The sequence below is a fragment of the Brevundimonas diminuta genome (assembly GCF_050310045.1).
Lineage (GTDB): Bacteria > Pseudomonadota > Alphaproteobacteria > Caulobacterales > Caulobacteraceae > Brevundimonas > Brevundimonas diminuta_F.
The window spans coordinates 1,462,045-1,487,142 of record NZ_CP190005.1 but is presented as its reverse complement, the minus strand read 5'-3'; the positions used below and the strand labels follow the sequence as shown (position 1 = coordinate 1,487,142).

Here is a 25,098-nt window from a genome sequence, read left to right as displayed (position 1 = left end):
CGCCAATTTTTCTGCTCAAAACAGCCGGCGTAACGGTTAAAGCCCGACCCATGATAAAGTCGGCATCCTGTGGATGCGTCGCGCCCGCCCGCCGCCAGCGACCTTTGCCGCATCATCACATGCCGCATTCATGATTAACATCCCCTGGCTGAATATTAACACCTGCACCAAACAAGCGATGTGATCGCCGCTGCGGACACGTCGTTCAGCTCTGCTGCCGATCGCGCCACGCCTTGAGCGCATCCATGGCGCGGATGCTCTGCAGGCGCTTCTTGGCGCGGCCGCGCTCCTTGGGATGGATGCGCTTGCCGTCTTCATCGACCTTGGGCGCTTCCAGCGGGGGCAGCAGGCCGTAGTTGATGTTCATCGGCTGGAACTTGGAGCCTTCCAGGTGGCCGCCGGTGATGTGCTCGACCAGGGCGCCCATGGCCGTTTCTGGCGGCGGCGCGGCCAGATCGCGTCCCAGCGCCTGAGCGGCGGCTAGACGGCCGGTCAGCAGGCCCATGGCCGCGCTTTCGACATAGCCTTCGACTCCCGTCACCTGACCGGCGAAGCGCAGGCGTGGAATGGCCTTCAGCCGCATCTGCTTGTCCAGCAGTTTCGGGCTGTTCAGGAAGGTGTTGCGGTGCAGACCGCCCAGACGCGCGAACTGGGCGTTCTCAAGCCCGGGAATCATGCGGAAGACGTCGGTCTGGGCGCCGTATTTCAGCTTGGTCTGGAAGCCGACCATGTTGAACAGGGTCCCCAGCGCATTGTCCTGACGCAGTTGCACGATGGCGTAGGGCTTGACCGTCGGGTTGTGCTGGTTGGTCAGGCCGACCGGCTTCATCGGACCGTGGCGCAGGGTCTCGCGGCCGCGCTCGGCCATGACCTCGATCGGCAGGCAGCCGTCGAAATAGGGGACGTTCTCCCACTCCTTGAAGTCGGCCTTGGGGCCGTCCAGCAGGGCGTCGATGAAGGCTTCGTACTGGGCCTTGTCCATCGGACAGTTGACGTAGGCCGCCTTGTCGCCGCCCGGGCCTTCCTTGTCATAGCGCGATTGGCGCCAGGCCACGTTGAAGTCGATGCTGTCGGCATGAATGATCGGCGCGATGGCGTCGAAGAAGCTGAGGCTTTCCTCGCCGGTCGCCTTCAGGATGGCGTCGGCCAGGGCGGGCGAGGTCAACGGGCCGGTGGCGACGATGACGTTGTCCCAGTCTTCCGGCGGAATGCCTGCGATCTCCTCGCGCACGATGGTCACGAGAGGGTGAGCCTCAAGTTTGGCCGTCACGGCGTCTGAGAAGCCGATGCGATCGACCGCCAGGGCGCCGCCCGCGGGCACCTGGTTGGCGTCGCCCGAGGCCATGATCAGGCTGTCCAGCGCGCGCATCTCGGCGTGCAGCAGGCCGACGGCGTTGTATTCCCAATCGTCCGACCGGAAGGAGTTGGAGCAGACCAGTTCGGCCAGACCCGTGGTGTGGTGGGCGTCGGTGCGAACCTGCTCCGGCTCGTCCCGGCGCATTTCGTGCAGGATGACGGGCACGCCCGCCTGGGCGATCTGCCAGGCCGCTTCGGAACCGGCGAGGCCTCCGCCGATGACGTGCACAGGAGCGGGGGCGGGGCGGGGTGCGGGAGACGCGTTCGACATGGCGGCCTAATAGCCTTGCACGCGTCGCCTGTCATGCGGGGCGTGTGGCCGGGCCTGTCGCCGAGCGGGGTTCATCGCTACAGATGGCGACGGAGGCTGTTCATGACCCACGGATTTGAGATCGGAGAAGCGCTGGCGGAAGGTTTCCGCCTGATCCGGCGGCGGCCAGGGGCAGTTGCCGGGTGGGGCATCGTTATGGCCCTGCCTGTTCTGCTGTCCTTTATCGCGCTGATCGACCTGTTCCTGACGCTTGGACCGACGGCTTTGACCGCTGAGGGCGACCCCAGCCCGCAGACGCTGGGCGCCATGATGCGGTTCCAGGCCTTCGCCATGCTGATCAATGTCGTCCAACTGGCCGGGTTCGTGCTGGTGATCGCCGCCGTCTATCGCGCCGTGTTGTGGCCGGAACGCGCGCCGGGCCGCTTCTTTGACCTGCGTGTCGGTATGGATGAGGCGCGGGTCGCCGTGATCGGGCTGGCCGTTATGGCTGGCTGTTATGGTGTGATGCTGCTGGTCACCTTGCTGGCCTTCGCCTTCGGCGCCGCCTTCTGGATGGTGTCTGAAACAGCGGCGCTCATCATGGGCGTGGTGGTCGGGCTGGCGGGCATCGCGGGCATCGTCTGGGCGGCTTTGCGATCATCGATGATCATGCCGCTCAGCCTTGCAACGCAGGACTTCGCCTTTGTGCCCGGCTGGAAGATGACGCGAGGGCGCGTTGGGGTGCTGCTGGGGCTGTTCGTCTCGACCTATGTCATCGCCTTTATGGTTCAGTTGCTGTTCCTCCTTTTGGCGGGCCTGCTTCTGTTGGGAGCCAGCATTCCGTTCTGGCCTCAACTGGCCGTCTGGGCAGACAGCGCGCAGAGCGGCGTGCCGGACCTTAATCCGGGCCTGATCGCAGGGGCGGCCGTGGCGGCTTTCATCGGAGCGTCGATCTATTACGGCGTCATCATCACCATTTGTATCGCCCCCGGCGTTTCGGCCTGCCGCCAGATGCTGACGACGCAAAACCGCGACGAAACCGGCGCGGCTGCGTTAAGCTGAGCGAGAATCGAGGAGCCAGCATGAGTTTCAATCCCACCGAATCCGCCTTTGAGGGTTTCCGTCTGGCCCGTCGGGCGCCCATGGCCATCCTGGCCTGGGCTGCGGCCTATATTGTGTTCTTTGCGGTCTTCTTCGCCGTGGCGGGCGGTAGTCTGGTCAACATCATCAATCTGGCGCAGCAGATCGAACAGAGCGCTGAACCGTCGATTGATGAGTTGATGGTGGTGTTCCGGGCCTATGGCGCAATGATGATTCTGGCCCTGCCGCTGTCGCTGTTGTTCAGCGCAGTGCTGACAGCGGCGGTCGCGCGGTCGGTGATCAGGCCTCAGGACAAAGGGTTCGGCTATCTGCGCCTCGGCCGCGACGAACTGCGCATTCTGGGGGCGAGCCTGATCGTGGCCTTGCTGATGTTCGGCGTCGTCATGATTGGAACCACCGTGGTCAGCGCGCTCATTGGTCTGGCAGGGCTCATGAGCGCGCCCTTCCTCGTTCTGCCTGCGGTTCTGGCGGGGCTGGCGTTGGCGGCGGCCTGCGTCTGGCTGGCGGTTCGTCTCTGCCTCGTCGCGCCGATGACCTTCGCCGAGCAGAAGATCGCCATCAGGGAAAGCTGGGCGATGACCAGGGGCCGCTTCTGGCCGCTGCTGGGCATGGCGGTGCTGGCGGGCGTGATGTCCATGCTGGTGGGGCTGCTGGGCTCCATCGTCATCGCGCCGGTGAATCTGATCTTCGGCGGGCTGGACAGTATTGCGGGCGCCGGAACGACGAATGTCGTCACACTGCTGGTGAAGTTCTGGCCGGCCCTTTTGGTGTGGTGCGTCGTTAATTCCCTACTGTCGGCGGCGCAGGCGGCCGTCATCTATGCGCCGTTCTCGGCGGCCTATCTGGGCATCAAGGGCGTGTCGCGCGCCTGATCCGACGGCATCGCTGGAAATGAAAACGCCGCGCTCCGAGAGGGGCGCGGCGTTCTTTTGAGGTCAGGCGCTCTTGCGGGCCTTGGCGCGCTTGGCGGGCGCGGGGGCGGCGGTCAGAGCGGCGACGCGGCCCTTGCGACGTTCCTCGTGCCGGTTCAGCACTTCCTTGAGGTAGCGGCCGGTCCAGCTGGCGGGGTTCTCGGCGACCTGTTCCGGCGTGCCGACGGCGACGATCTCGCCCCCGCCGTCGCCGCCTTCGGGGCCGAAGTCCAGCAGGTGGTCAGCCACCTTGATGACGTCGAGGTTGTGCTCGATCACCACGATGGTGTTGCCGTTTTCGACCAGTTCCTGAAGCACCTCCAGCAGCTTGCGCGTGTCCTCGAAGTGCAGCCCGGTCGTCGGCTCGTCGAGGATGTAGAGCGTCTTGCCCGTCGCCCGCTTGGACAGCTCCTTCGACAGCTTGACCCGCTGCGCCTCGCCGCCCGACAGGGTGGTGGCGGGCTGGCCGACCTTGACGTAGCCCAGCCCCACGCGCTCCAGCGTCAGCATCTTGTCGCGGATCGAGGGCACGGCGGTGAAGAAGCGCGCGGCTTCTTCAACCGTCATGTCCAGAACGTCGGATATGCTCTTGCCCTTGAAGACGATTTCCAGCGTTTCGCGGTTGTAGCGCTTGCCCTTGCAGACGTCGCAGGTGACGTAGACGTCGGGCAGGAAGTGCATCTCGATCTTGATGACGCCATCACCCTGACAGGCCTCGCAGCGGCCGCCCTTGACGTTGAAGCTGAAGCGGCCGGGGCCATAGCCGCGCGCCTTGGCCTCGGGCAGGCCCGCATACCAGTCGCGGATGGGCCCAAAGGCGCCGGTATAGGTGGCCGGGTTCGAGCGCGGCGTGCGTCCGATCGGCGACTGGTCGATGTCGATGACCTTGTCGAAATGCTCCAGCCCCTCGATGCGGTCGAACGGGGCAGGGGCGTCGGACGTATTGTTCAGACGCCGCGCGGCGGCCTTGTAGAGGGTCTCGATGGTGAAGGTCGACTTCCCGCCGCCCGACACCCCGGTGATGCAGGTGAAGACGCCGACCGGGATCTCTCCCGTGACGTTCTTCAGGTTGTTGCCCGTCGCGCCCGAGACTTTCAGCATCCGCTTGCGGTCGATGGGGCGGCGGCCTTCGGGCGGCAGTTCGATCTCGCGCGCGCCGGTCAGATACTGACCGGTCAGGGAGTTGGGGTTGGCCATGACCTCGGCGGGCGTGCCCTCGGCGCAGACCGTGCCGCCGTGGACGCCGGCGGCCGGCCCCATGTCGATGACGTAGTCGGCGGTCAGGATGGCCTCTTCATCATGCTCGACCACAAGCACCGAGTTGCCGAGGTCGCGCAGCCCCTTCAGGCTGTCCAGCAGGCGGGTGTTGTCGCGTTGGTGCAGGCCGATGGACGGCTCGTCCAGCACATAGAGGACGCCGGTCAGGCCCGATCCGATCTGCGACGCCAGACGGATGCGCTGGCTCTCGCCGCCGGACAGGGTGCCGGAACTGCGCGACAGGTTCAGATAGTCCAGCCCGACATTGTTCAGGAAGCGCAGCCGGTCGGTGATCTCCTTCAGGATGCGCCGGGCGATCTCGACCTGCTTTTCGGTCAGGGCGTCTTCCAGCGTCGAGAACCACAGGAAGGCCTTGGAGATCGACAGGTTGGAGATGTCGGCGATGTCCTCGCCCCCGACCTTGACCGCCAGCGCCTCGGGCTTCAGGCGCTTGCCGCCGCACACCTCGCACGGGGTTTCGGACTGATAGCGGCCCAGTTCCTCGCGCACCCAGGCGCTGTCGGTCTCGCGCCAGCGACGCTCAAGGTTCGGCAGCACGCCCTCGAACGGCTTGGAGACCTCATATTTGCGGGCGTTGTCGTCATAGACGAACTTGATCTTGTCGCCGCCCGAGCCGCGCAGGATGACGCTCTGCGCCTTTTCCGGCAGGTCGCGCCACGCCTTATCCATCGAGAAGCCGTAGTGCAGGGCCAGCGACTGCAGCGTCTGCGTATAGAGCGGCGACGGACCGCGCGCCCACGGCGCCACCGCGCCCTTGTGCAGGGTCTTGTCGCGATCCGGGATCACCAGATCGGCGTCGAAGGCCAGCTTGACCCCCAGACCGTCACAGGCCGGGCAGGCGCCGAAGGGGTTGTTGAACGAGAACAGCCTGGGCTCGATCTCGCTGATGGTGAAGCCTGAAACGGGGCAGGCGAATTTCTCGGAAAAGACGATGCGGCGCGGCTCTTCGCCTTCGGGCGCATTCGCCCATTCCGCCGTGGCGATCCCGTCGGCCAGACCCAGAGCGGTCTGGATGCTGTCGGCGTAACGCGGCTCAAGACCTTCTTTGGTTACAATGCGATCGACGACGATATCGATGTCATGCTTGAACTTCTTGTCGAGCGCGGGGGCGTCCTCGATGGCGTAGAATTCGCCGTCGATCTTCAGCCGCTGGAAGCCATGACGCTGCCACTCGGCCATTTCCTTCTTGTATTCGCCCTTTCGGCCGCGAACGACCGGGGCCAGCAGCAGGATGCGTTCGCCGTCGGGCAGGGCGGTCAGCTTGTCGACCATCTGGCTGATGGTCTGGCTCTCGATAGGCAGGCCGGTGGCGGGCGAATAGGGAACGCCCACGCGCGCCCACAGCAGGCGCATATAATCATGAATTTCGGTGACGGTGCCGACGGTCGAGCGCGGGTTTTTCGATGTCGTCTTCTGCTCGATGGAGATGGCCGGGGACAGGCCCTCGATCAGGTCCACGTCCGGCTTGCCCATCAGCTCCAGGAACTGGCGCGCATAGGCCGACAGGCTCTCGACGTAGCGGCGCTGACCCTCGGCATAGATGGTGTCGAACGCCAACGAGGATTTGCCCGAACCCGACAGGCCGGTCATGACCACCAGCTGCTCGCGCGGAATGTCGAGATCCACGCCCTTGAGGTTGTGCTCGCGGGCGCCGCGAACGCGGATGAAGTTGTGCTTTTCGATCATGGAATCCGAGAACGCGGAAGGCCCCGGAACGGTTCGGGGCGACGACGCTATATGGGGATCAATTCGCCGGAAACAGCAAGAACAATATGAGAACTTTTAGTCTGCGTCCGGCGCCCACGGCGCCTCGGGGCGGCGATAGCGTTCGCCGGGGCCGACCAGGACGCCGTTGGCGTTGGCCACGCCCAGTTCAAGGCTTTCGGCGATGCGGCGGGCGCGGACGATGAAGTGTTCAGCGGCGACCGGCGGGCACAGGTCGCGTGCGGTCGCCTCGAACAGGCCCAGCCAGTGGTCGAAATGGCGCGCGTCGATGGGCAGGGGCAGGTGCTTGGGCATGGGCCGCCCCTGATAGACGCCGGTCGACAGGGCGACGGACGACCAAAACAGCTTCATCTGCTCCAGATGCGGGCCCCAGTCATCGATATGGGCGGCGAAGATCGGGCCGATGACGTCATCCTCTCGCACCTTGGCGTAGAACCCTTCGACCAGCATATCGATCATGGCTTCGTCGATGCCGGTTTCGGCGCGGATGCGGGCGACGGCGGCTTCACGCCGGGCGGCGGCCTCGACGCGATCCGGCGCAGGACGGTCGATGCGGAAGGCGACGGGGCGGTCGGGCGTGCTCATTCCGGCAAGATAGGAAGCGGCGCCGCAGAAGACCATGACGCCGATTGTCCAGGGCGGTTCTGTGAAAGCTGAGCTGCAAATTGGGGGTTGCGTTACGAAACGTCCATCCCCATCCTTCACTCAGCCAACGCATCAGTGAGGAGGCGCGACGATCATGATCAGCACTTTGGAAATCGGTTTCGCCCTTTCCGTTCCGCTGCTCGTGTTCGCCTATGTCCTCGCACAACCCAAGCCCAAACCGGTCCGCATCCGCACTCGTGACGCTCAACAGCGTCGCGGCCCGTACGCCTGACGGTAGAGGTCTTTTCGACAATCTGACGCTCGCCTTCGGGCGCGAACGCACGGCCGTCGTGGGCCGCAACGGCGTGGGCAAGACCACGCTGCTGCGTCTTGTCGCCGGTCTGGCTGAGCCCGCTGAGGGCGCCATCTCGCGCGCCGGAACGGTCGGCTGGCTGGCGCAGGCCCAGACGCCTGCGGATGACGAAACGGCGGCGGATACGCTGGGCGTTGCTGGGCCTCTGGCGATCCTGCATCGCGTGCTGGCGGGCGAAGGCTCTCTGGACGAAATGGCCGAGGCGGACTGGACGCTGGAAGAGCGGATGCAGTCGGCTTTGGCCGAAGTCGGTTTGGCCGATCTGACGCTGGACCGCCGCACGGCGGACCTCAGCGGCGGCGAACAGACGCGCCTGCGCTTGGCGGGGCTGAAGCTGGCCGCGCCGGACCTGCTGGTGCTGGACGAGCCGACCAACCATCTGGACGCCGAGGCGCGCGCCATGATCGCTGATTTGGTGGCCGGCTGGCCGGGCGGGGTGGTGCTGGTCAGCCACGACCGCGCCCTGCTGCGCGGCGTGGATCGCATCGTGGAGTTGTCCAGCCTGGGCGCACGGGTGCATGGCGGCGGCTGGGATCTGTATGTCGAGCGCCGTGACGCCGAGCGGGCCGCCGCCGAGCGTGATCTGGAACAGGCCGAGCGCGCCATCGGTCGGGTGCAGCGTGAGGCTCAGATCGCGCAGGAGCGTCAGGCTCGCCGCGACCGCACGGCCAAGGCGGCGCGCGCCAACAGCTCCGATCCCAAGATCCTGCTCGATGCTCAGGCCCAGCGTGCCGAGGAGAGCGGCGCGCGCGGCCAGCGTCTGGCCGAACGCAAGCGTCAGGCGGTCGAAACCGATCTGGCCGAGGCGCGCGAACGCGTCGAGCGGGTGCGCCAGATGGCGCTGGCCATGCCGCCGACCGGCCTGCCTGCGGGACGTATGGTGTTGAACCTGAATGAGGCGGTCGTTACGGCCGACGACGGCCGCCGTCTGCTGGGGCCGATCTCGCTGCGCCTGACCGGGCCGGAGCGCATCGCTGTGGTCGGTCCCAATGGGGCGGGCAAGACGACCCTGTTGAAGCTGGTCGCGGGGCTGACCGAACCAACGATGGGATCGGTCGAACGGCCGGTTCGCGCGGCCCTGCTGGATCAGCAGGCGGCCATGCTCAAGCCTGACGAAACGCTCGTCGACAGTTGGCTGCGGTTGAACCCGCAGGGGACGCCCAATGCGGCGCGAGCGGCTCTGGCGCGCTTTCTGTTCCGCAATGTTCAGGCGGATCGAAAGACCGGAGAACTGTCCGGCGGCGAGCGGCTTCGCGCGGCGCTGGCCTGCGTCATGACCGGGACGCAGCCGCCGCAACTGCTGGTGCTGGACGAGCCGACCAACCATCTGGACATCGATTCCGTCGAAGCGGTGGAGGCGGCGCTGTCAGGCTATGACGGCGCTCTGGTGGTGGTCAGCCATGACGCAGATTTTCTGGAAAATCTGGGCGTAGAGCGCACGATCGTGCTGAAGGACGGTCAGCTCCAGCCTTCGACCACGCCCTGACGGCGCCCCCGGATCGCGGGGGTGTTCAATATGGTGCGCGGCTCAGGCTCGGCCCGGCCGAACAGCCAGCCCTGACCGTGGGTGACGCCCAGATCGCGCAGGGCGTCGGCGACCTGTTCCGTCTCGATCATTTCGGCGATCGTCTCCAGATCCAGCGAGCCGCACAACTCGACCAGATGCGAGACAAGCGTGCGGGTGCGGGCGTCGATGTCGATATCGCGCACCAGGGCGCCGTCGATCTTCACCGCATCGACCGACAGGCCGCGCAGATAATCGAATGAGGCCGAACCTGCGCCAAAGTCATCGATACAGACCTTGATGTCCGCATTGCGCAGGGCGCTCAGACGCCGGTCGGCGGCTGCCAGATCGGCTAGGGCGGCGGTCTCTGTCACCTCGACCATCAGGCGGCGGCGATCATCGGGCGCGGTGGCGGTCATCTTCAACAGGGCGGCGACATAGGCGTCATTGGCCAGTGATGCGCCTGAGACATTGACGGCGATCTTCAGCAGGCCGCCGCCGGGTTCGCGCAGGCGTCGCACCGCCTTTTCCGCCACGGCCAGATCGAAGCCGTCGATCAGGGCCAGCTCCTCGGCCATGCGGATGGCGGCTGCGGGCCCCGATCCCTTGCCGAAGCGGGCCAGCGCTTCGAAGTGATGCACCGCGCGCGTCTTCAGATCGACGATGGGCTGGTAATAGAGGGCGAACTCGCGATCGCGCACGATGCTGCGGAAACGCTCGGCGTCGTTCAGCGTGCGTTGCAGGGAATCGGCGAAGGACAGTTCCGGCTGATCCAGTCCGCCGTCCTTCAAACAGCCTTCGATGGCGAACCGCATGGCGCGCAGGGCCGAGGCCGCATCGCCCCCCAACGCGGTCTGCGTGGCGGTCGCCGACAAAGCCACGCCCTCGGCTTGACCGGCCTTCTGCATCTCCGCCGCCAGATCACGGGTGTCATCCACATCGCGGATCAGGGCATACCGCTCAGGGGTCAGCCGACCTGCGCTGGCGCCGTCGTGCGAGGCGGCGTTCAGGGTGGCGCCGATGCGACTGTGGACGCGTTCCAGCGTGGCGGGGTCGACGCCCTGCAGGCCGTTTACGTCGATGAAGGCCAGGGCCAGCCGTTGCAGGGCGCCGGCCTCGCCGCCCGACAGGCTGGCGCGCGCATGATTCAGGAAGCCGTCGGCGTCTCTGGCGGGCGCGCCGAGGGGCAGGGGCGTCTCTTCGATCATGAAGGGCTCGCCTTCATACGACAGGGCGCAGGAACGGGCCGGAGCGATCTCGGGCAGGGCGAAAGCCCGCAGGGTGGCGCGCCTCATCCGGCCGTCGCCGCAGTCCATCAGCACATCCAGCGGCGCGCTGCGCTGGCCGGAGCCCAGCGTTTCAATCATCTGCTGCAGGGCGGCTGCGCTACTGACGGACAGGCGATCGCTGAGGGGGCGCCCTACCCATTCGGCCGTCGGCCGCCCTTCGACAACGCCCGAGCCCAGCGCCAGGCGCACCACGCCATGCTGATCGATCTCGATCAGTGCGTCAGCCGAAGCAAAAGCCAGGCCCAGAAGGCGCGGAGTCAGGGTCATGTCAGGACGATACGCACGGGCGATTAAGAAAAGGCCCAGGAAGGCTTCCAACTGATAACGAACAAAGGCGGTTCCGCCTTAAAGCATCAGGCGGTGCGGTTCAGCGCCACAGCGCGCCCATCGCCCTGCATGGCTTGGCCCGAGGCGCCATAGCCGACGCCCTGTGCGCGGGCGCCCGCCACCTCGGCGGCGATGGTGCGAACCAGACCTTCGGACACCTGACGCGCAGCCTCAACCGCGACGGCGTGTTCGGCCAGAACGGTCTCAAAGTCTTCGGTCGCTTCGATCAGAGCGCGGCGGTCGACCTCGGGCGCAGCGGCGATCGCGGCGGGGTTGGCCTTCACCTGTGCGGATTCGCGACGGTAGAGGTTGGCCATGTCCTGCGTCTGGGCCATGCCGTCGCTCAGGTCCTGAGCCCGGTGGGCGCGCAGGGCTTCCATTTCTACCGATAGCCGCCCGGTCAGATCGCGGGTCAGACGTGTCAGGTGCTGTACGCGCAGGGCGGCGGTTTCGATATCGGCGGTCATGCGCCTTGCTCCTGCATCTTGATCATCTGGGCCAGAACGCTGTCGGCCAGTCCGACGCCGCCCGCCTTCACTGTCTGCTGGGCCATGGCGTCGACGAGAAAGCCGCGCCATGCAGCCTCGCCTGCGCCGCCGCCGAACGGCGCCTCGGTGCTCAGGCCCTCGAACATGGGCTTCATCATCTGCGACAGAAAGCTGGCCTCGAAAGCCTCGGCCGTGCGGCGCATGGCTTCGCGGTCTTTTGGAGAAACGACATCTGCTGGAGGCGCGGGCCGCAACAGGTCGGGAGAGGCGGAGAGGGGGCTCATCAGATCACCTCGATTTCGGCCTGCAGGGCGCCGGCGGCCTTGATAGCCTGCAGGATGCTGATCATGTCACGCGGGCTGACGCCCAGCGCATTCAGGCCGTTGACCAGCGTGGACAGGGAGGTCGAGCCGCCGACGATCCGCATCTGGCGCCCGGTCTCTTCGGAAATACTGATGTCCGACTGGGGCACGACGACCGTCTGGCCGCCGCGGCTGAAGGGCTCGGGCTGGCTGACCAGCGGCGTTTCCTGAACCGAGACGGTCAGGTTGCCCTGCGCCACGGCGACGGTGGAGATGCGCACGGCCTCGCCCATGACGATGACGCCGTTGACCTCATCGATGATGACCTTGGCCGGAGTGTCGATCTGGACAGGCAGGTTCTCGACCCGGCTGAGGAAGCCCGCCATGCCGAAGTTCTGGGGCGCGCGAATGGCGACCACGGTGCCGTTTTCAGCAAAGGCGGTCTGGGGGTAGGTCTCGTTGATAGCGGCGGCGATGCGCTGGGCCGTGGTGAAGTCCGGGTTGCGCAGGCTCAGCCGCACCAGAGGCATGGAGGCGAGGTCGAAGCCGGTCTCGCGCTCGACCACCCCGCCCGAGGCGATGCGGCCCGCCGTCGGCACGCCGCGTGTAATCGAGGAGCCTGACGCGCCAGAGGCCGAGACGGCGCCGGTCTGAACCGAGCCTTGCGACACGGCGTAGATCTCGCCGTCGGCGCCCTGCAGGGCGGTGACCAGCAGCGTGCCGCCCAGCAGGCTCTTGGCGTCGCCCATGGCCGAGACGCTGACATCCAGTCGCGAGCCGGGCGTGGCGAAGGGCGGCAGTTCGGCCGTGACCATGACGGCGGCCACGTTCTTGGTGTTCAGATTGGCGCCGCGGATGTTGACGCCCTGACGCTCCATCATCCCTTCCAGCGACTGGCGGGTGAAGGGCGAGTTGCGGACGCTGTCGCCGGTGCCGTTCAGCCCGACCACCAGCCCATAGCCGACCAGTTGGTTTGAGCGGACGCCCTCGATCGATACGATGTCCTTGATGCGCGACTGGGCCTCAGCGACGCCCGGTTGAGCGGCGAGGGTCAGGGCCGCGAGGGCCGGGCCGATAAGGGCGGTAAGCAACTTCTGCATATGACAGGCGTCCCTGCTTGAGCGTTCGCCATTAACCATGCGAGGATCGTGCCGGACGAAAACGTCAGCAATTTCAATAAATGCGCATTTGGTCGGCGGCGCCTCGCGGCAGGTTTTGCCGGGCTGTTAACCAAGGCTTCAGCCCCTTGCGGCACGGTGGAAAGCCTAGAAGGAGACGTCTTGCATGAAGGTCACCGGACCCTTGGGCGCCGCTTCGACGCCGACGTCACGACCTGCGGCCCGTGCGGCGGGCGGTTTCGCCCTGCCGTCAACCGGCGGCGCAGCACCGACGGCGCAGGCGGGGGCGACATCATCGGCATCGGGCGTCACCGGGGCTGCAGCCCTGATGGCGCTTCAGGGGGTTGAAGACCCGACCGAGCGTCGCCGTCGCGCCATCCGTCGCGGCTCTGGATTGCTGGACCGGCTGGACGATCTGAAGCTGGCCATGCTGGGCGGACAGGACGGCGCTGCGGCTCTGGGGCGGCTGGCCCGCGACCTGCGTGAAGCCCGTGACGAGGACGCCGAGCCCGGCCTGAAGCTCGTGCTGGACCAGATCGACCTGCGCGCAGAGGTGGAATTGGCGAAAGCGGAAATGAGCCGTTCACGGCGCTGAAAGCGTTGAAACTTCGGCTGAACCGCCGTTTGTACGGTTCGTGTGAGGATAATTCGCCACACTACCCCCTGTTGCACGCAGCTTAGCCATATCACGGACTCGCGAACGCCATTGCCGCGACTCTTGCGCTTGCCTATACGGCCCATGCGCCGCAGGGGGGCGCGATAGAGAAACGAGTGTGAGTGCGATGACCGCATTGGCCTCAGTAAAATCAGCGGACCCGGCTGCGTATCGGCCGACCGATGATGAGCCGTTCATGAATGAGCGGCAGATCGCCTATTTCAAGGCCAAGCTGCTGACCTGGAAGGATGACATCCTTCGCGAGTCCAAGGGCACCGTCACCAACCTGAAGGCCGAGACCGAGAACCACCCTGATCTGGTGGACCGGGCTTCATCCGAGTCCGATCGCGCGCTTGAGCTGCGGACCCGGGATCGTCAGCGCAAGTTGATCTCCAAGATCGACGAGGCCCTGCGTCGGATTGAGGACGGCTCCTACGGCTATTGCGAAGATACGGGCGAACCAATCGGTCTGGGCCGTCTTGAGGCGCGCCCCACGGCGACCCTGTCGGTCGAGGCTCAGGAGCGACACGAACGGCGTGAACGGGTTCACCGCGACGATTGAGGGGTTTCCCGTATCGATTACGGGCGCTTCGGCTTGACTTGAACGGACGGCGGCGCGACCAAGCCGCCTTCCTATCGAGGTCTTTGATCCCCCATGTCCGTCAAGGTTCGTTTCGCTCCGTCTCCCACGGGTAAGCTGCACGTCGGCAATGTCCGCACGGCTCTGGTGAACTGGCTGTTCGCCAAAGGGCAGGGCGGCTCATTCGTGCTGCGTATCGACGACACCGACCTGGTCCGCTCGACGCAGGAGTCGGAAGACAATATCGAGATCGACCTGAAGTGGCTCGGCCTGACCTGGGACGAACGCTACAACCAGTCCAAGCGGTTCGACCGCTATGAAGAGGCCGCCGCCCGGCTGAAGGCCGATGGCCGTCTCTATCCCTGTTACGAAACGGCTGACGAACTGGACCGCCGCCGCAAGGTGCAGCTGTCGCGCGGCCAGCCGCCGATCTATGATCGCGCATCCCTGTCTCTGACTGACGCCGAGAAGGCCGCCTTTGAGGCTGAGGGCCGCCGCCCGCACTGGCGCTTCAAGCTGGAAGGCAAGCGCGTCGCCTGGGAGGATCTGGCGCGCGGGCACGCCGAGGTGGACACCGCCTCCATGTCCGATCCGGTGCTGATCCGCGAGGACGGCCTGTTTCTCTATACGCTGCCGTCGGTCGTCGACGACATCGACATGGAGATCACCCACATCATCCGGGGCGAGGATCACGTCACCAACACCGGCGCCCAGATCGAGATCTTTGAGGCGTTGGGGGCCAAGACGCCCGGATTCGCCCATATGCCGCTGCTGGTCGGCGCCGACGGCACGGCCCTGTCCAAGCGTCTGGGCTCGCTGGCCATCATGGACATGCGCGCCGACGGTTATGAGCCGATCGCCATCACCAGCCACCTGGGCAAGATCGGCACCTCGGACAATCTTGAAGTCGCCGCGTCTCTTCAGGAACTGGGCGAGGCCTTCGCCTTCTCCAAGATGGGCCGCTCGCCCGCTCGCTATGACACGGCCGATCTGGATCGCCTGAACGCCCAGGCGGTTCACTCCATCGATTACGCCGCCGCCCAGCCGCGTCTGGAAGCGCTGGGCGTCGACCTGGGCGAGACCTTCTGGAACACGGTGAAGGTCAACCTCAACAGGTTCGGCGATGTCCTTGAAATGGCGAAGATCGTCACTGGGCCTGTGACGCCGGTGATTGAGGACGCCGCCTTCGCGGCCGCTGCGCTGGACCTGCTACCTGAGACTATCGACGCCGAGGCATGGTCCGTCTGGACCGCCGCAGTGAAGGACAAGACCGGCGCCAAGGGCAAGGGCCTGTTCATGCCCCTGCGTCTGGCGCTGACGGGGCAGGCTCACGGGCCGGACATGGCCGCCATGATCCCCCTGATCGGCCGCGACCGTCTGGTTCAGCGGTTGAAGGGCGAAGCTGCCTGACAGCGCCTTAAAGGATAAAGGAAAGGCCGCCTTCGTCGGGAAGGCGGCCTTTTTTCATTCCGGGCTGAAGTCGCGATCAGCCTGCGTTGCAGGCGGCGATCTCTTCTTCGTTCAGGGACTGGCCCTTGTAGGAGAAGCTGGTCACCGGGCCGATCTTGGCCACTGTGCGGCGGCACGCGCGCGTTGCGGGCTGGTTCGAGCCGCCGGTGGCGGTGCAGGCGTCGCCTTCGCAACGCCAGGTCGCGCCGTCGACGATCACCCGGCCGCTGGGGGCCGTGGCTGCGTCGGCCAGGGTGGCGCTGGTCGCCGGGGCTTCAGCAAAGGCGGGGGCGGCCGTGAACAGGACGGCGGCGGCGAGAAGAGCACGCATGAACAGTCTCCGATAAGGGTGGGGCGCACGCCCAGCACCGCCATAGGCCGTTTTTTAAGAAAACTGTCAATCCAGCTTTTCTCTGACGAACCGGCGTTACTGACGCACGTTTACTTACCGCTGATCATGTTGCAAGTGAGGCGTGTCCTGAGCGGATTTCATGGCCTCGATCGCGCCTTCGACGGAATCGACGCTGACATAGGCGTCCAGGAAGCTGCGCGGGGTCATCCCTTTTTCGACCGTATGTTCGATCAGGGTGAAGAAACCGTCCCAGAAACCGTCCAGATTCAGGAAGATGACAGGCTTGGCGTGCAGGTCCAGCCGCTTCCACGACAGCAGCTCGACGACTTCTTCCAGCGTGCCGACGCCGCCGGGCGCGACGACGAAGACGTCGGATTCGTCATACATCAGCTGTTTGCGCTCATGCATGGAGGTGACGACGATCGTCTCCACGTCGTCGAACAGGCGCTCGCGGCTGCGCAGGAAGGCGGGCATGATGCCGACCACGCGCCCGCCCGCCTCATGCGCGGCACGGGCCGAGGCGCCCATCAGGCCGACCCCGCCGCCGCCATAGACAAAGCGCCATCCGGCCTCGGCCACACCTTTTCCAAACGCCGCCGCCGCCTCGATATAGCGGGGGTCGGTTCCATCAGAGGAACCGCAGAACAGGCAGGCGGACCGGCCCTCGAACGGGGCGATGTTGACGGAGGGCAGAGACATGGGAACCTTTGACGACCTCTGGCGGCATATGAAGACAGGCGGGGGATTGCATGGCGTCGGCCGAAGAGGCTGGGCCTGGCGGGTGGAGCCGTCTATCTGGATGAACAGCCTTATAGCGATGCGGGACAGGATGGAACGAAGGAACGCCCTGCGGTTGAGTTTGTGCCTGGCGCTGGCCATGGTGGTTTCCGCCTGCGGCGCCCCGAAGAACGAGGCGACGACAGACGCGGCCGAAATGCGCGAAGACGACTGGGCGCCCACGCCGCGCATTCTCGGCGTCTCGCCCCGGACGTCCGGCGGCGTTCTGGTCCGGGGGGTCGCCCAGCCCGGTGCACGGGTGATCCTCAGCGGCGGTGAAGGATCGGTCGTTGCAGCTGCGGCGGATACTCAGGGACATTTTGAAATCCAGGTCGACGCTGCTTCCGGAGGGCGCCTGCTGACACCGGAGAACCAGGTGGGCCAGGTGACGACGCCCGGCCCGCAACAGCTTCTGATCGCAGGCGAACGTCAGGAACTGGCTGCGCTGCTGACGGAGGGCGGCGCCAGCCTGAGGCTGACGCCCGGTCCGGCGCTGGACGCCCTGGACGGCGATGGAGGCGGCCTGATCGCTTCCGGTCGGGCCCGGCCGGGCCAGACGGTGGCCATCCGCGCAGGCGGAGGCGTCGCCGAGGTGACGGCGGACAAGCAGGGGCGCTGGAGCGTCCTTGTGCCGGCGATGGCCGATCGTGCAGGCGCGCTGGATGTAGACGGACAGATTTTCGACTATCCGGGACCCGGCAGTCCGTCTGGTCAGGCAGAGCGTGCGGGCGACGGATGGCGCATCACCCGGCGACTTTCGTCTTCGGCGCGTCAGACGACCTGGCTGCCTGATAACGGCGGAGCATCGCCAGAGTAAAACAGCGTTAACGCGCCATTAACCAAACCGGTTGATTCAGGTGCCTGTCTTCTTTCTTCGAGGACACCCACCATCACCAAAATGACTTTCTGCCCGGCGCTCCCTGCGCCGGGTCTTTTTTATGCCGGATCATCCCGTCCGTTGCAGGTCGCGGGCTCAGATCCCTGCCGCCCGCGCGCCTTCAGGGGTTTCATCTTCAGGATCGCCGGGCAGCCAGGCGACGTGGCCGTCATAGATGTCCTGATTCAGGATGCCTTCTTCCTTGGCGACCAGGACCGGCACGACCATCTGGCCGGTGACGTTGGTGGCGGTGCGCATCATGTCGATGATGCGGTCGATGGCGATGATATAGCCGACGCCTTCCAGCGGCAGGCCGGCGGTCGACAACGTCAGGGTCAGCATGACGATGCTGGTGCCCGGCACGCCCGCCGTGCCCAGCGACCCAAGCACCGCCGTCAGGCCGATCAGCACATATTGCGTCAGCGTCAGATCGATCTGGAAATACTGGGCGATGAAGATGGAGGCGATGGCCGGATAGATGGCGCCGCACCCGTCCATCTTCACATTGGCGCCCAGCGGCACGGCGAAGGCGGCATAGGCCTGCGGCACGCCCAGCCGCTCGACCGTCTGGCGCAGGGTGACGGGCAGTGTGCCCAGCGACGACGAGGTGGCGAAGGCCGTCTGCATGGCCGCAGCGCCGCCGCGGAAGAAGCTGGCCACCTTCAGCCCGTGCAGCTTCAGCAGGCCCGAATAGACGACGAAGATGTGGAACAGGCAGGCCGCATAGATGGCGAAGATGAACTTGCCCAGCGGCAGCAGCGCCTCCCAGCCATAGCCGCCGACGACCGAACCGATCAGGCCGAACACCCCGAACGGCGTCAACTGGATCACCCAGCGGGTGATACGGAAGATCAGGGCCGCGCCCTCATCCACCAGCCTGCGCGCGTTCTGCGCCCGGTCGCCCAGCGCCACCAGCGCAGCGCCCACCAGCGCCGAGAAGAAGATGATCTGCAGCACCTTGCCCTCGGCCAGAGAGGCGAAGGGGTTGGTCGGTACGACGCCCAGCAGCACCTGCAAGGGCGTCGGGATCTCGCGCGCCTTCACCTCGCCCAGCGGCAGGTTGGACAGGCCGACGCCCGGATTGATGATGTGGCCGAAAGCGAAGCCCACCAGCACGGCCAGCAGGGAGGTGATGGCGAACCAGACGATGGTCCGCACCCCCAGCCGCACCGCGCCGACCCCTTCGCCCAGCTTGGCGATCGAACTGGCGATGGTGAACAGCACCAGCGGCGCCACAACCATGCGGATCAGGTTCAGATAGACGTCGCCGATCGGCTGCAGCCAGACCGGCGCCTGCTCACGCAGGATCAGCCCGGCGATGATGCCCAGGGCGAACCCGGCGGCGGTGCGTTGCCACAGGGGAATGGCGAAGAAGCGACGAAGCATGACGACCCTGGGACAAGGAACGGGTCGATCTATGTGTTTCCCGGGCGCTCGGACGGCAACAGCGGCGGTCGCGATTGATGCTGAGAAGTTCTATCGCCTGCGTTAGTTTTTCTGACGATCTGCATGCGGCGCAGGTTCACGCAGATACAGATAGAGCGGCAGCGCCAGCGACAGTCCGACACAGAAGCTGGCCGGAAGCACCAGCCACCAGCGCCCGACCGCGTTTGCGCGCGCATCCCGCCATGACCACAACCAGAAGACGCCGATGCAGATCAACACATCCGCTGAAAACCCGCCTGCGGCGCCGTTGGCGAACAGCGACTGTAGAAACAGCGGAACATCGGGCCCATGCGTCCCGAAGAAGGATCCGAAGAACAGCCAGGGAACCACGGTCCCCACGACGGCCATGGCCAGATAGAAGGTCTTGGCGCTCATGCTGTTCTTCGCCTCGCTGCAGACGTCTTCAATGCGCCTTTATGCTCAAGCTGTCCGCATGAAAATCAGGCGCGCATCACTGCGGCCAATGCACCCTCGAACTCGTCATAGTGGTCGATCATGACATCGCCGCCCAGTTCCGCGTGCGGCACGTCGTTGTAGCCGAAGCTGACGGCGATGCAGGGCACGCCCGCATCCTTGGCCGCCTTGGTGTCCGTCGTGCTGTCGCCGACCATGACGCAGCGCGCCGGGTCGCCGCCCGCTTTCTGAACCGCCTCGATGATGTGGGCGCCGCTGGGCTTGCGCGCCGAGACGGCATCCGGTCCAGCGATGAAAGCGAAGTGGCGCGTCAGCTTCAGCGCCTCGATCAGCGCGACCGACAGGTCCGTGCGCTTGTTGGTCGCCACGCACAGGATCGCCCCGCGCGCGCTCAACCGGTCCAGCGCCGCGACGCAACCGTCGAAAACGACGCTCTCATCGGCGATGTGGGCCGTGTAGTCCTCGATGAAGCGCTCGAACAGGCCGGGGGCGTGGGCCTCGTCCCAGCTGGCGCCCGCCTCCATGAAGCCGTGACGCAGCATGGCCATGGCGCCGTGCCCGACCAGATGCCGGGTCGAGGACATGGGCACGGGCGGCAACTCATACTCCGCCAGCATCCGGTTCAGCGTGCCGATCAAATCGGGCGCCGAATCCACCAGTGTCCCGTCCAGATCGAAGGCGATGGTCCAGCCTTCCAGGTCGCGCTCAATGCTCACTCAACTGTCTCCCGGCTCGCGAAGACCTCGGCAATGGGCTAGATCGCAGGCAACGACAAGCCGCCGGATCGATTCATGACCAGCCAGCCTCATCCCCAGAGTCATCCTCGCGCCGCCATCATCCTCGCCGCTGGTCAGGGCACGCGCATGAAGTCGCCCCTGCCCAAGGTGCTGCACCCGGTCGGCCAGCGCGCCATGCTGGATCACGCCATCGACGCGGCCGAGGCCCTGGGCTGCGAGCGCATCGTGGTCGTGGTCGGCTCTCATTCGCCCGAAGTCCGCGTCCACGTCGAGAAACGCCTCGGCGCCGACAGCATCGCCGTGCAGGATCCGCCGCTAGGCACCGGCCATGCCGTGCGCGCCGCCGAGGCCGTGCTGGGCGATTTCGTCGGCCATGTGGTCGTCACCTATGGGGACGTGCCCCTGCTGAAGGCCGCCGACATCGAGCCGGTCTTCGCTGATGCTCATGAGGGCGTCACCGTCATCGGTTTCGAGGCCCGCGATCCCGGCGCCTACGGCCGTCTGATCCTTGAGGGCGACAGCCTGCTGGCCATCACCGAGGCCAAGGAAGCCTCCGCCGAGGTTCTGGCCGTCACCGCCTGCAATTCCGGCGTGATGGCCGCCCCGGTCGGCCTGCTGTTCGACCTGCTGGCCGAGGTCCGCAATGACAACGCCAAAGGCGAATACTATCTGACCGACGTGGTCGAGCTGGCCCGCAAGCGCGGCGCCCCGACCCGCGCCGTCTTCGCCGCTGAAGGCTCCGTCATGGGCGTCAACGCGCAAGGCGAACTGGCTCAGGCCGAGGCCCTGTTCCAGAAGACCCAGCGCGAGCATTTCTTGGCGCAGGGCGTGACCATGAGCGCGCCCGACACTGTCCACTTCGCCTGGGACACGGACATCGGCGCGGGCGCGACCATCGAGCCCTTCGTCGTCTTCGGCCCCGGCGCCAAGGTGGCCGAGGGCGCGCGCATCCGCAGCTTCAGCCACATCGAAGGCGCCAGGGTCGCGACCGGCGCCGAGGTCGGCCCCTACGCCCGCCTGCGCCCCGGCGCGGACCTGGGCGAGGGCGTCAAGGTCGGCAACTTCGTCGAGGTCAAGAACGTCCGCATGGACGCGGGCGCCAAGGCCAACCATCTGGCCTATCTCGGCGACGGCGAAGTGGGCGCGGGCGCCAACATCGGCGCGGGCGTGATCTTCTGCAACTACGACGGCTTCTTCAAACATCGCACCACGGTGGGCGAGGGGGCTTTCGTCGGCTCGAACAGCGCCCTTGTCGCGCCTGTGACCATCGGCGCGGGCGCCATGGTCGGCTCCGGCTCGGTGGTGACGAAAGACGTCGCGCCCGGAGACCTGGCGCTGGGCCGCGCCGAACAGACGACGAAGCCGGGCTGGGCCGCCCGCTTCACGACGATGATGCGCGCCAAGAAGGCTGGTCAGGGACAGTAGAGACCGATGCCTCTCGATCTTCTCCTGGCCGAGGGTCGTCGTCTCGCGCGGCCGCACCACGTCCTGTCGCGGGACGGAGCGGGGGAGTGTGTCGGCTATTGGCGCGGCCAGCGGCAGGATCGCCCGAACGGGCCGCCGCCCGGCGCCGCAGCCCTGAACCGCTTTAACCACCTGCTGACGCTTGACGAAAACTTCCTGCGCCGGGCCGGTCTCGATCATTCCTATCCGTGGAGCCTGTTCGAGATCGGTCTGGTTCAGGGCGACGACGGCCTGAGGGTTGAGCGCGTTGCGCCCTTCGCTGAAACCATCTGTGACGGGGCGCCCCTGTATGCGATGTCCGGCCGGACGATGGCGCCGTTCGAGGCCGTCTGTCTCTATGGGGACGCGCGGGTGGGCGACTGGCTGAAATCGCTAGGCCTGGAACGCTGGCGATATGCGCAGGCGCGCGCCGAGACGGCGGCTCAGGACTATGAAGACGCCTGGATGGAGACATCGCCGTTTCATCAGGCGGCGGGCGATGTGATCGTGGGCGGCTGGCACTTCATCTGGCCGGACGACGACTTCTTCATGCCGCTGGAGATGCGGTTGATGTTGACTGTTCTGGCCGACGCCGAACCGTTTTGGGAGGTCTGGAGATCCGAAATCGGCAATCTCCTGATCAAGGAAAGAGTGACATGAGTGCAGAAGACCACAAGCGGATCGCAGGCGAAGCCGCCGCCGCCCACGTTGAGGCCGGCATGGTGGTTGGTTTGGGCACCGGCTCGACCGCCGCCTGGTTCGTCAAGGCGCTGGCGGCGCGCAAGCTGCCGGACCTGCGCTGCGTCCCGACGTCTGAGCGCACTGCCGATCTGGCGCGCGAGCTGGGCCTGACCCTGTCGACGCTGGAAGACACGCCCCGCATCGACCTGACCGTCGACGGCGCCGACGAGATCGGCCCCGGCCTCGCCCTCATCAAGGGCGGCGGCGCGGCCCTGCTGCGTGAGAAACTGGTGTGGGAGGCGTCCGCCCGCTGCATCTGCATCGCGGACGCGGTCAAGGTGGTCCCGGCCCTGGGATCCTTCCCCCTGCCGATCGAGGTCGTCGCCTTCGGCCACAAGACGACGGCCAACCGCATCGCCGACGTTCTGGTCGACCACGACATCGCCTCGCCCGCCTGCGTGCGCGAGGCCGAGCGCGGCCTGATCCGCACCGACGGCGGCAACCTGATTTACGACGCCGCCTGCAAGCTGATCGCCGACCCGGCCCGTCTCGCCGCCGACCTGAAAAGCCTGACGGGCGTGGTCGAACACGGCCTGTTCCTCGACCTGACCGACCTCGCCATCATCGGCACGGACGCGGGCGTCGAGACGATGCAGCCCTGATTTAAACCGCGCTTGTTCCGGCCAGAGGGGGCGTCGTCTTGCCCCCTCGCGCCCTGGCGCCTAAGTCGGATCAGCGCTGCGGCTCAGCCGCGCGGATTTCAGACGATTCAGACGAATTGGACTCTCTTTTTTTGAGTCCGATCTGCCGGAGAGCCCGATGGCCCAATACGACTACGACCTCTTTGTCATCGGCGCCGGTTCGGGCGGGGTGCGGGCGGCGCGGCTGACGGCGCTGGGCGGCAAGAAGGTCGCTGTCGCGGAAGAGTATCGCGTCGGCGGCACCTGCGTCGTGCGCGGCTGCGTGCCCAAGAAGTTCATGGTCATGGCGTCCGAAGTCAGCCACGCGCTGGAGATCGCCGAGGGCTACGGCTGGTCCTTCGACAACGCGAAATTCGACTGGCCGACCTTCCTGAACGCCAAGGACGTCGAGATCGCCCGCCTGTCAGGCATCTATGCCGCCAATCTGGCCAAGGCGGGCGTCGATCTGCTCCACGGCCGCGCCATCCTGAAGGACGCCCACACGGTCGAGATTCTCGCCAAGGAGGGGGGCGAAGGCCGCACCATCACCGCCGAGAAAATCCTGATCGCCACCGGCGGCCGCCCGTGGAAGCCGGACAGCCTGACCGGCATCGAACACGCCATCACCTCGGAAGAAGCCTTCCACCTGCCCGAACTGCCCAAGCGCATCCTGATCGTGGGCGGCGGCTATATCGCGGTGGAGTTCGCGGGCATTTTTGCGGGCCTCGGCGTCGAGACGACCCTGATCTATCGCGGCCCCAACATCCTGCGCGGCTTTGACGATGACGTGCGCGCCCATCTGGCGGGCGAGATCCAGAAGCGCGGCATCAAGGTCATTCTCGGCTGCCAGCATTCTTCGATCGAAAAGACCGAAACGGGTCTGGTCAACCACCTCGAAAACGGCATGAAGATCGAGACGGACGTGGTCATGTTCGCCACCGGCCGCACGCCCCACGTCAAGGGGCTGGGCCTCGAAGCTGCCGGGGTCGAGCTGAACGACAACGGCGCCATCAAGGTCGATCAGTATTCCAAGACCACGGTCGACAACATCTGGGCCATCGGCGACGTCACCGACCGCATGAACCTGACTCCCGTCGCCATCCGCGAGGGCGTGGCCTTCCACGAGACCGTCTATAAGAACAATCCGCAGCGCTTCGACTATGAAGCCGTCGCCACCGCCGTCTTCAGCCAGCCGCCGGTCGGCACAGTCGGCCTGACCGAGGCTGAGGCCCGCCACGCCTGTCCGGGCGAGGTGGATGTCTACGTCACCCGCTTCCGCCCGATGAAATACGCCTTCACCGGTTCGGAGGAGCGGGTGCTGATGAAGCTGGTGGTCGAGGCTGAAACCCAGCGCGTCGTCGGCTGCCACATCGTCGGCCCGGACAGCCCCGAAATGATCCAGCTGGCCGCCATCGCCGTGAAGGCGGGCCTGACCAAGGCGCAATGGGACGCCACCTGCGCCGTTCACCCGACCATGGCCGAGGAACTGGTCACGCTGAAGGAAAAGCAGGTTCCGGCCTCCATGTCCGCCGGTTGATCGCACGCCGGGGCGGCTTGCCAGCCGTCCCGTCCGCGCGCCTTATGCCGCCTGAAGGCCCCAACCGGGGCGCCGCAAGATCCAGGAGTTCATCATGAAGCCGCATCTGCTCGCCGCCGTCGTCGCCGCCGCCATCCTCAGCGCCGCGCCCGTTCTTGCCCAGAACGCCGCCGCGCCCGCCTATCAGGCCGCCGTCGCCGACGCCCTGCGCCCGGCCGATGAGGTCGAGCGCGACGCCCTGCGCCATCCTGCCGAAATGCTGGCCTTTGCTCAGGTGAAGCCGGGCCAGCGTATCGCCGACATCCGCCCCGGCGCGGGGTATTTCACCCGCCTGTTCGCGCGTGTGGTGGGTGAGGGCGGCCACGTCTACGCCTTCGTGCCGAACCGCACGTCCGAGCGCGAGAACCCGCGCGCCGACGCCCTGGCCGCCGCCTATCCCAACGTCAGCCGCGTCAACGGCGATCTGGACGCCATGACCTTTGACCAGCCGCTGGATCTGGTCTTCATGAGCCAGGAATACCACGACTTCCACATCCCGCGTTTCGGCGTGACCGTGTCCAAGATGAACGCCGACATCTTCAAGGCGCTGAAGCCCGGCGGCCTCTATGTCGTCATCGACCATCAGGCCGCGCCCGGCGCCGCCAACACTGTGGTCGAAACCCTGCACCGCATCGAAGGCGCCCAGCTCCGCAAGGAGGTCGAGGCCGCCGGCTTCGTCTTCGACGGAGAGAGCAAGGCCGTCGCCAACCCCGCCGACGACCACAGCCTGAACGTCTTCGACGAGGCCATCCGCGGCCGCACCGACCAGTTCGTCTATCGCTTCCGCAAGCCGAACTGAGGCGGCGCCTTTCTCGAATTGGTGA

Annotated in this window: 25 protein-coding genes; 13 read left to right on the top strand and 12 right to left on the bottom strand. The window is 66.2% G+C overall.

All coding sequences use genetic code 11. The annotated features are described in order from the left end of the window. Positions 1-205: 205 nt before the first annotated feature. Positions 206-1,627 carry a methylenetetrahydrofolate--tRNA-(uracil(54)-C(5))-methyltransferase (FADH(2)-oxidizing) TrmFO gene (gene trmFO, locus ACORJG_RS07230; RefSeq protein WP_427792735.1) on the bottom strand — a complete coding sequence of 474 codons (1,422 nt, stop codon included), beginning with the start codon at positions 1,625-1,627 and terminating at the stop codon, positions 206-208. 102 nt (positions 1,628-1,729) lie between these two features. On the opposite strand from trmFO, the gene ACORJG_RS07225 reads away from it, so the two are divergent. Next, positions 1,730-2,668 carry a hypothetical protein gene (locus ACORJG_RS07225; RefSeq protein ID WP_427792734.1) on the top strand — a complete coding sequence of 313 codons (939 nt, stop codon included), beginning with the start codon at positions 1,730-1,732 and terminating at the stop codon, positions 2,666-2,668. A gap of 20 nt (positions 2,669-2,688) precedes the next feature. After that, entirely contained in the window at positions 2,689-3,579 is an 891-nt protein-coding gene (locus ACORJG_RS07220; RefSeq protein WP_427792732.1) for a hypothetical protein, read from the top strand. Positions 3,580-3,642: 63 nt separating this feature from the next. On the opposite strand, the gene uvrA is transcribed toward ACORJG_RS07220, so the two are convergent. After that, positions 3,643-6,582 (bottom strand): excinuclease ABC subunit UvrA, encoded by a 2,940-nt coding sequence (gene uvrA / locus ACORJG_RS07215; protein WP_427792731.1) that lies wholly within the window; start codon positions 6,580-6,582, stop codon positions 3,643-3,645. Between the two features lie 96 nt (positions 6,583-6,678). After that, the gene (locus tag ACORJG_RS07210) at positions 6,679-7,206 is read right to left on the bottom strand and encodes a group III truncated hemoglobin (protein WP_427792729.1); all 528 of its coding nucleotides are present in this window, start codon (positions 7,204-7,206) and stop codon (positions 6,679-6,681) included. Between the two features lie 154 nt (positions 7,207-7,360). Here ACORJG_RS07210 and ACORJG_RS07205 point away from each other — a divergent pair, with 154 nt between their 5' ends. Then, a complete protein-coding gene (locus tag ACORJG_RS07205) occupies positions 7,361-7,498 on the top strand; it encodes a hypothetical protein (RefSeq protein WP_427792728.1) in 138 nt (45 codons plus the stop codon). After that, positions 7,464-9,065 carry an ABC-F family ATP-binding cassette domain-containing protein gene (locus tag ACORJG_RS07200; RefSeq protein ID WP_427792727.1) on the top strand — a complete coding sequence of 534 codons (1,602 nt, stop codon included), beginning with the start codon at positions 7,464-7,466 and terminating at the stop codon, positions 9,063-9,065. Before ACORJG_RS07205 ends, ACORJG_RS07200 begins: the two co-directional genes overlap by 35 nt. Here ACORJG_RS07200 and ACORJG_RS07195 read toward each other — a convergent pair. The 4 genes from ACORJG_RS07195 to ACORJG_RS07180 all read right to left on the bottom strand — a co-directional run bounded on the left by ACORJG_RS07195 (position 9,038) and on the right by ACORJG_RS07180 (position 12,589). Next, entirely contained in the window at positions 9,038-10,639 is a 1,602-nt protein-coding gene (locus ACORJG_RS07195; protein ID WP_427792725.1) for an EAL domain-containing protein, read from the bottom strand. The genes ACORJG_RS07200 and ACORJG_RS07195 overlap by 28 nt on opposite strands. Positions 10,640-10,725: 86 nt before the next feature. Continuing rightward, positions 10,726-11,166: a flagellar basal-body protein FlbY gene (locus tag ACORJG_RS07190; RefSeq protein ID WP_427792724.1), complete on the bottom strand. Its 441-nt coding sequence runs from the start codon at positions 11,164-11,166 to the stop codon at positions 10,726-10,728. Beyond that, positions 11,163-11,471 carry a rod-binding protein gene (locus ACORJG_RS07185; protein ID WP_427792722.1) on the bottom strand — a complete coding sequence of 103 codons (309 nt, stop codon included), beginning with the start codon at positions 11,469-11,471 and terminating at the stop codon, positions 11,163-11,165. Before ACORJG_RS07185 ends, ACORJG_RS07190 begins: the two co-directional genes overlap by 4 nt. Next, the gene (locus ACORJG_RS07180; RefSeq protein WP_427792720.1) at positions 11,471-12,589 is read right to left on the bottom strand and encodes a flagellar basal body P-ring protein FlgI; all 1,119 of its coding nucleotides are present in this window, start codon (positions 12,587-12,589) and stop codon (positions 11,471-11,473) included. Before ACORJG_RS07180 ends, ACORJG_RS07185 begins: the two co-directional genes overlap by 1 nt. 184 nt (positions 12,590-12,773) lie before the next feature. Between ACORJG_RS07180 and ACORJG_RS07175 the strand changes: the two genes are divergently transcribed. The 3 genes from ACORJG_RS07175 to gltX all read left to right on the top strand — a co-directional run bounded on the left by ACORJG_RS07175 (position 12,774) and on the right by gltX (position 15,252). Then, the gene (locus ACORJG_RS07175; protein WP_427792718.1) at positions 12,774-13,202 is read left to right on the top strand and encodes a flagellar assembly protein FliX; all 429 of its coding nucleotides are present in this window, start codon (positions 12,774-12,776) and stop codon (positions 13,200-13,202) included. Between the two features lie 187 nt (positions 13,203-13,389). Beyond that, positions 13,390-13,824 (top strand): RNA polymerase-binding protein DksA, encoded by a 435-nt coding sequence (gene dksA, locus ACORJG_RS07170; protein ID WP_427792717.1) that lies wholly within the window; start codon positions 13,390-13,392, stop codon positions 13,822-13,824. A gap of 93 nt (positions 13,825-13,917) precedes the next feature. Beyond that, positions 13,918-15,252: a glutamate--tRNA ligase gene (gltX, locus tag ACORJG_RS07165; protein ID WP_427792715.1), complete on the top strand. Its 1,335-nt coding sequence runs from the start codon at positions 13,918-13,920 to the stop codon at positions 15,250-15,252. A 76-nt stretch (positions 15,253-15,328) separates the two neighbouring features. On the opposite strand, the gene ACORJG_RS07160 is transcribed toward gltX, so the two are convergent. Both ACORJG_RS07160 and ACORJG_RS07155 read right to left on the bottom strand, forming a co-directional pair. Then, positions 15,329-15,622, bottom strand: coding sequence for a CC_3452 family protein (locus ACORJG_RS07160; RefSeq protein WP_427792713.1), 294 nt, complete (start codon positions 15,620-15,622; stop codon positions 15,329-15,331). Positions 15,623-15,736: 114 nt separating this feature from the next. Next, entirely contained in the window at positions 15,737-16,342 is a 606-nt protein-coding gene (locus ACORJG_RS07155) for a TIGR00730 family Rossman fold protein (RefSeq protein ID WP_427792712.1), read from the bottom strand. A gap of 130 nt (positions 16,343-16,472) precedes the next feature. Here ACORJG_RS07155 and ACORJG_RS07150 point away from each other — a divergent pair, with 130 nt between their 5' ends. After that, the gene (locus tag ACORJG_RS07150; protein ID WP_427792710.1) at positions 16,473-17,237 is read left to right on the top strand and encodes a hypothetical protein; all 765 of its coding nucleotides are present in this window, start codon (positions 16,473-16,475) and stop codon (positions 17,235-17,237) included. A gap of 156 nt (positions 17,238-17,393) precedes the next feature. Here ACORJG_RS07150 and ACORJG_RS07145 read toward each other — a convergent pair whose 3' ends face one another. From ACORJG_RS07145 to ACORJG_RS07135, 3 genes are all read right to left on the bottom strand, one after another. Next, positions 17,394-18,683 (bottom strand): dicarboxylate/amino acid:cation symporter, encoded by a 1,290-nt coding sequence (locus tag ACORJG_RS07145; protein ID WP_427792709.1) that lies wholly within the window; start codon positions 18,681-18,683, stop codon positions 17,394-17,396. A gap of 102 nt (positions 18,684-18,785) precedes the next feature. Further along, positions 18,786-19,118, bottom strand: a complete 333-nt coding sequence (locus tag ACORJG_RS07140; RefSeq protein ID WP_427792707.1) for a DUF2834 domain-containing protein — start codon at positions 19,116-19,118, stop codon at positions 18,786-18,788. A gap of 65 nt (positions 19,119-19,183) precedes the next feature. Then, a complete protein-coding gene (locus ACORJG_RS07135) occupies positions 19,184-19,873 on the bottom strand; it encodes an HAD-IA family hydrolase (protein ID WP_427792705.1) in 690 nt (229 codons plus the stop codon). A 75-nt stretch (positions 19,874-19,948) separates the two neighbouring features. Between ACORJG_RS07135 and glmU the strand changes: the two genes are divergently transcribed. The 5 genes from glmU (at position 19,949) to ACORJG_RS07110 (ending at position 25,073) form a co-directional block, all read left to right on the top strand. Then, positions 19,949-21,319: a bifunctional UDP-N-acetylglucosamine diphosphorylase/glucosamine-1-phosphate N-acetyltransferase GlmU gene (gene glmU, locus ACORJG_RS07130; protein WP_427792703.1), complete on the top strand. Its 1,371-nt coding sequence runs from the start codon at positions 19,949-19,951 to the stop codon at positions 21,317-21,319. 6 nt (positions 21,320-21,325) lie between these two features. Next, positions 21,326-21,997: a hypothetical protein gene (locus ACORJG_RS07125; protein WP_427792702.1), complete on the top strand. Its 672-nt coding sequence runs from the start codon at positions 21,326-21,328 to the stop codon at positions 21,995-21,997. Next, positions 21,994-22,680, top strand: coding sequence for a ribose-5-phosphate isomerase RpiA (gene rpiA / locus ACORJG_RS07120; protein WP_427792700.1), 687 nt, complete (start codon positions 21,994-21,996; stop codon positions 22,678-22,680). Before ACORJG_RS07125 ends, rpiA begins: the two co-directional genes overlap by 4 nt. Before the next feature lie 157 nt (positions 22,681-22,837). Continuing rightward, positions 22,838-24,235: a glutathione-disulfide reductase gene (gor, locus tag ACORJG_RS07115; protein ID WP_427792699.1), complete on the top strand. Its 1,398-nt coding sequence runs from the start codon at positions 22,838-22,840 to the stop codon at positions 24,233-24,235. Positions 24,236-24,329: 94 nt separating this feature from the next. Then, a complete protein-coding gene (locus tag ACORJG_RS07110) occupies positions 24,330-25,073 on the top strand; it encodes a class I SAM-dependent methyltransferase (protein ID WP_427792697.1) in 744 nt (247 codons plus the stop codon). Positions 25,074-25,098: the final 25 nt, after the last annotated feature.

Coding starts and splice junctions, on each gene's coding strand:
- trmFO (WP_427792735.1), bottom strand. CDS start 1,627: ATGTCGAACGCGTCTCCCGCACCCCGCCCCGCCCCCGCTCCTGTGCAC.
- ACORJG_RS07225 (WP_427792734.1), top strand. CDS start 1,730: ATGACCCACGGATTTGAGATCGGAGAAGCGCTGGCGGAAGGTTTCCGC.
- ACORJG_RS07220 (WP_427792732.1), top strand. CDS start 2,689: ATGAGTTTCAATCCCACCGAATCCGCCTTTGAGGGTTTCCGTCTGGCC.
- uvrA (WP_427792731.1), bottom strand. CDS start 6,582: ATGATCGAAAAGCACAACTTCATCCGCGTTCGCGGCGCCCGCGAGCAC.
- ACORJG_RS07210 (WP_427792729.1), bottom strand. CDS start 7,206: ATGAGCACGCCCGACCGCCCCGTCGCCTTCCGCATCGACCGTCCTGCG.
- ACORJG_RS07205 (WP_427792728.1), top strand. CDS start 7,361: ATGATCAGCACTTTGGAAATCGGTTTCGCCCTTTCCGTTCCGCTGCTC.
- ACORJG_RS07195 (WP_427792725.1), bottom strand. CDS start 10,639: ATGACCCTGACTCCGCGCCTTCTGGGCCTGGCTTTTGCTTCGGCTGAC.
- ACORJG_RS07190 (WP_427792724.1), bottom strand. CDS start 11,166: ATGACCGCCGATATCGAAACCGCCGCCCTGCGCGTACAGCACCTGACA.
- ACORJG_RS07185 (WP_427792722.1), bottom strand. CDS start 11,471: ATGAGCCCCCTCTCCGCCTCTCCCGACCTGTTGCGGCCCGCGCCTCCA.
- ACORJG_RS07180 (WP_427792720.1), bottom strand. CDS start 12,589: ATGCAGAAGTTGCTTACCGCCCTTATCGGCCCGGCCCTCGCGGCCCTG.
- ACORJG_RS07175 (WP_427792718.1), top strand. CDS start 12,774: ATGAAGGTCACCGGACCCTTGGGCGCCGCTTCGACGCCGACGTCACGA.
- dksA (WP_427792717.1), top strand. CDS start 13,390: ATGACCGCATTGGCCTCAGTAAAATCAGCGGACCCGGCTGCGTATCGG.
- gltX (WP_427792715.1), top strand. CDS start 13,918: ATGTCCGTCAAGGTTCGTTTCGCTCCGTCTCCCACGGGTAAGCTGCAC.
- ACORJG_RS07160 (WP_427792713.1), bottom strand. CDS start 15,622: ATGCGTGCTCTTCTCGCCGCCGCCGTCCTGTTCACGGCCGCCCCCGCC.
- ACORJG_RS07155 (WP_427792712.1), bottom strand. CDS start 16,342: ATGTCTCTGCCCTCCGTCAACATCGCCCCGTTCGAGGGCCGGTCCGCC.
- ACORJG_RS07150 (WP_427792710.1), top strand. CDS start 16,473: ATGGAACGAAGGAACGCCCTGCGGTTGAGTTTGTGCCTGGCGCTGGCC.
- ACORJG_RS07145 (WP_427792709.1), bottom strand. CDS start 18,683: ATGCTTCGTCGCTTCTTCGCCATTCCCCTGTGGCAACGCACCGCCGCC.
- ACORJG_RS07140 (WP_427792707.1), bottom strand. CDS start 19,118: ATGAGCGCCAAGACCTTCTATCTGGCCATGGCCGTCGTGGGGACCGTG.
- glmU (WP_427792703.1), top strand. CDS start 19,949: ATGACCAGCCAGCCTCATCCCCAGAGTCATCCTCGCGCCGCCATCATC.
- ACORJG_RS07125 (WP_427792702.1), top strand. CDS start 21,326: ATGCCTCTCGATCTTCTCCTGGCCGAGGGTCGTCGTCTCGCGCGGCCG.
- rpiA (WP_427792700.1), top strand. CDS start 21,994: ATGAGTGCAGAAGACCACAAGCGGATCGCAGGCGAAGCCGCCGCCGCC.
- gor (WP_427792699.1), top strand. CDS start 22,838: ATGGCCCAATACGACTACGACCTCTTTGTCATCGGCGCCGGTTCGGGC.
- ACORJG_RS07110 (WP_427792697.1), top strand. CDS start 24,330: ATGAAGCCGCATCTGCTCGCCGCCGTCGTCGCCGCCGCCATCCTCAGC.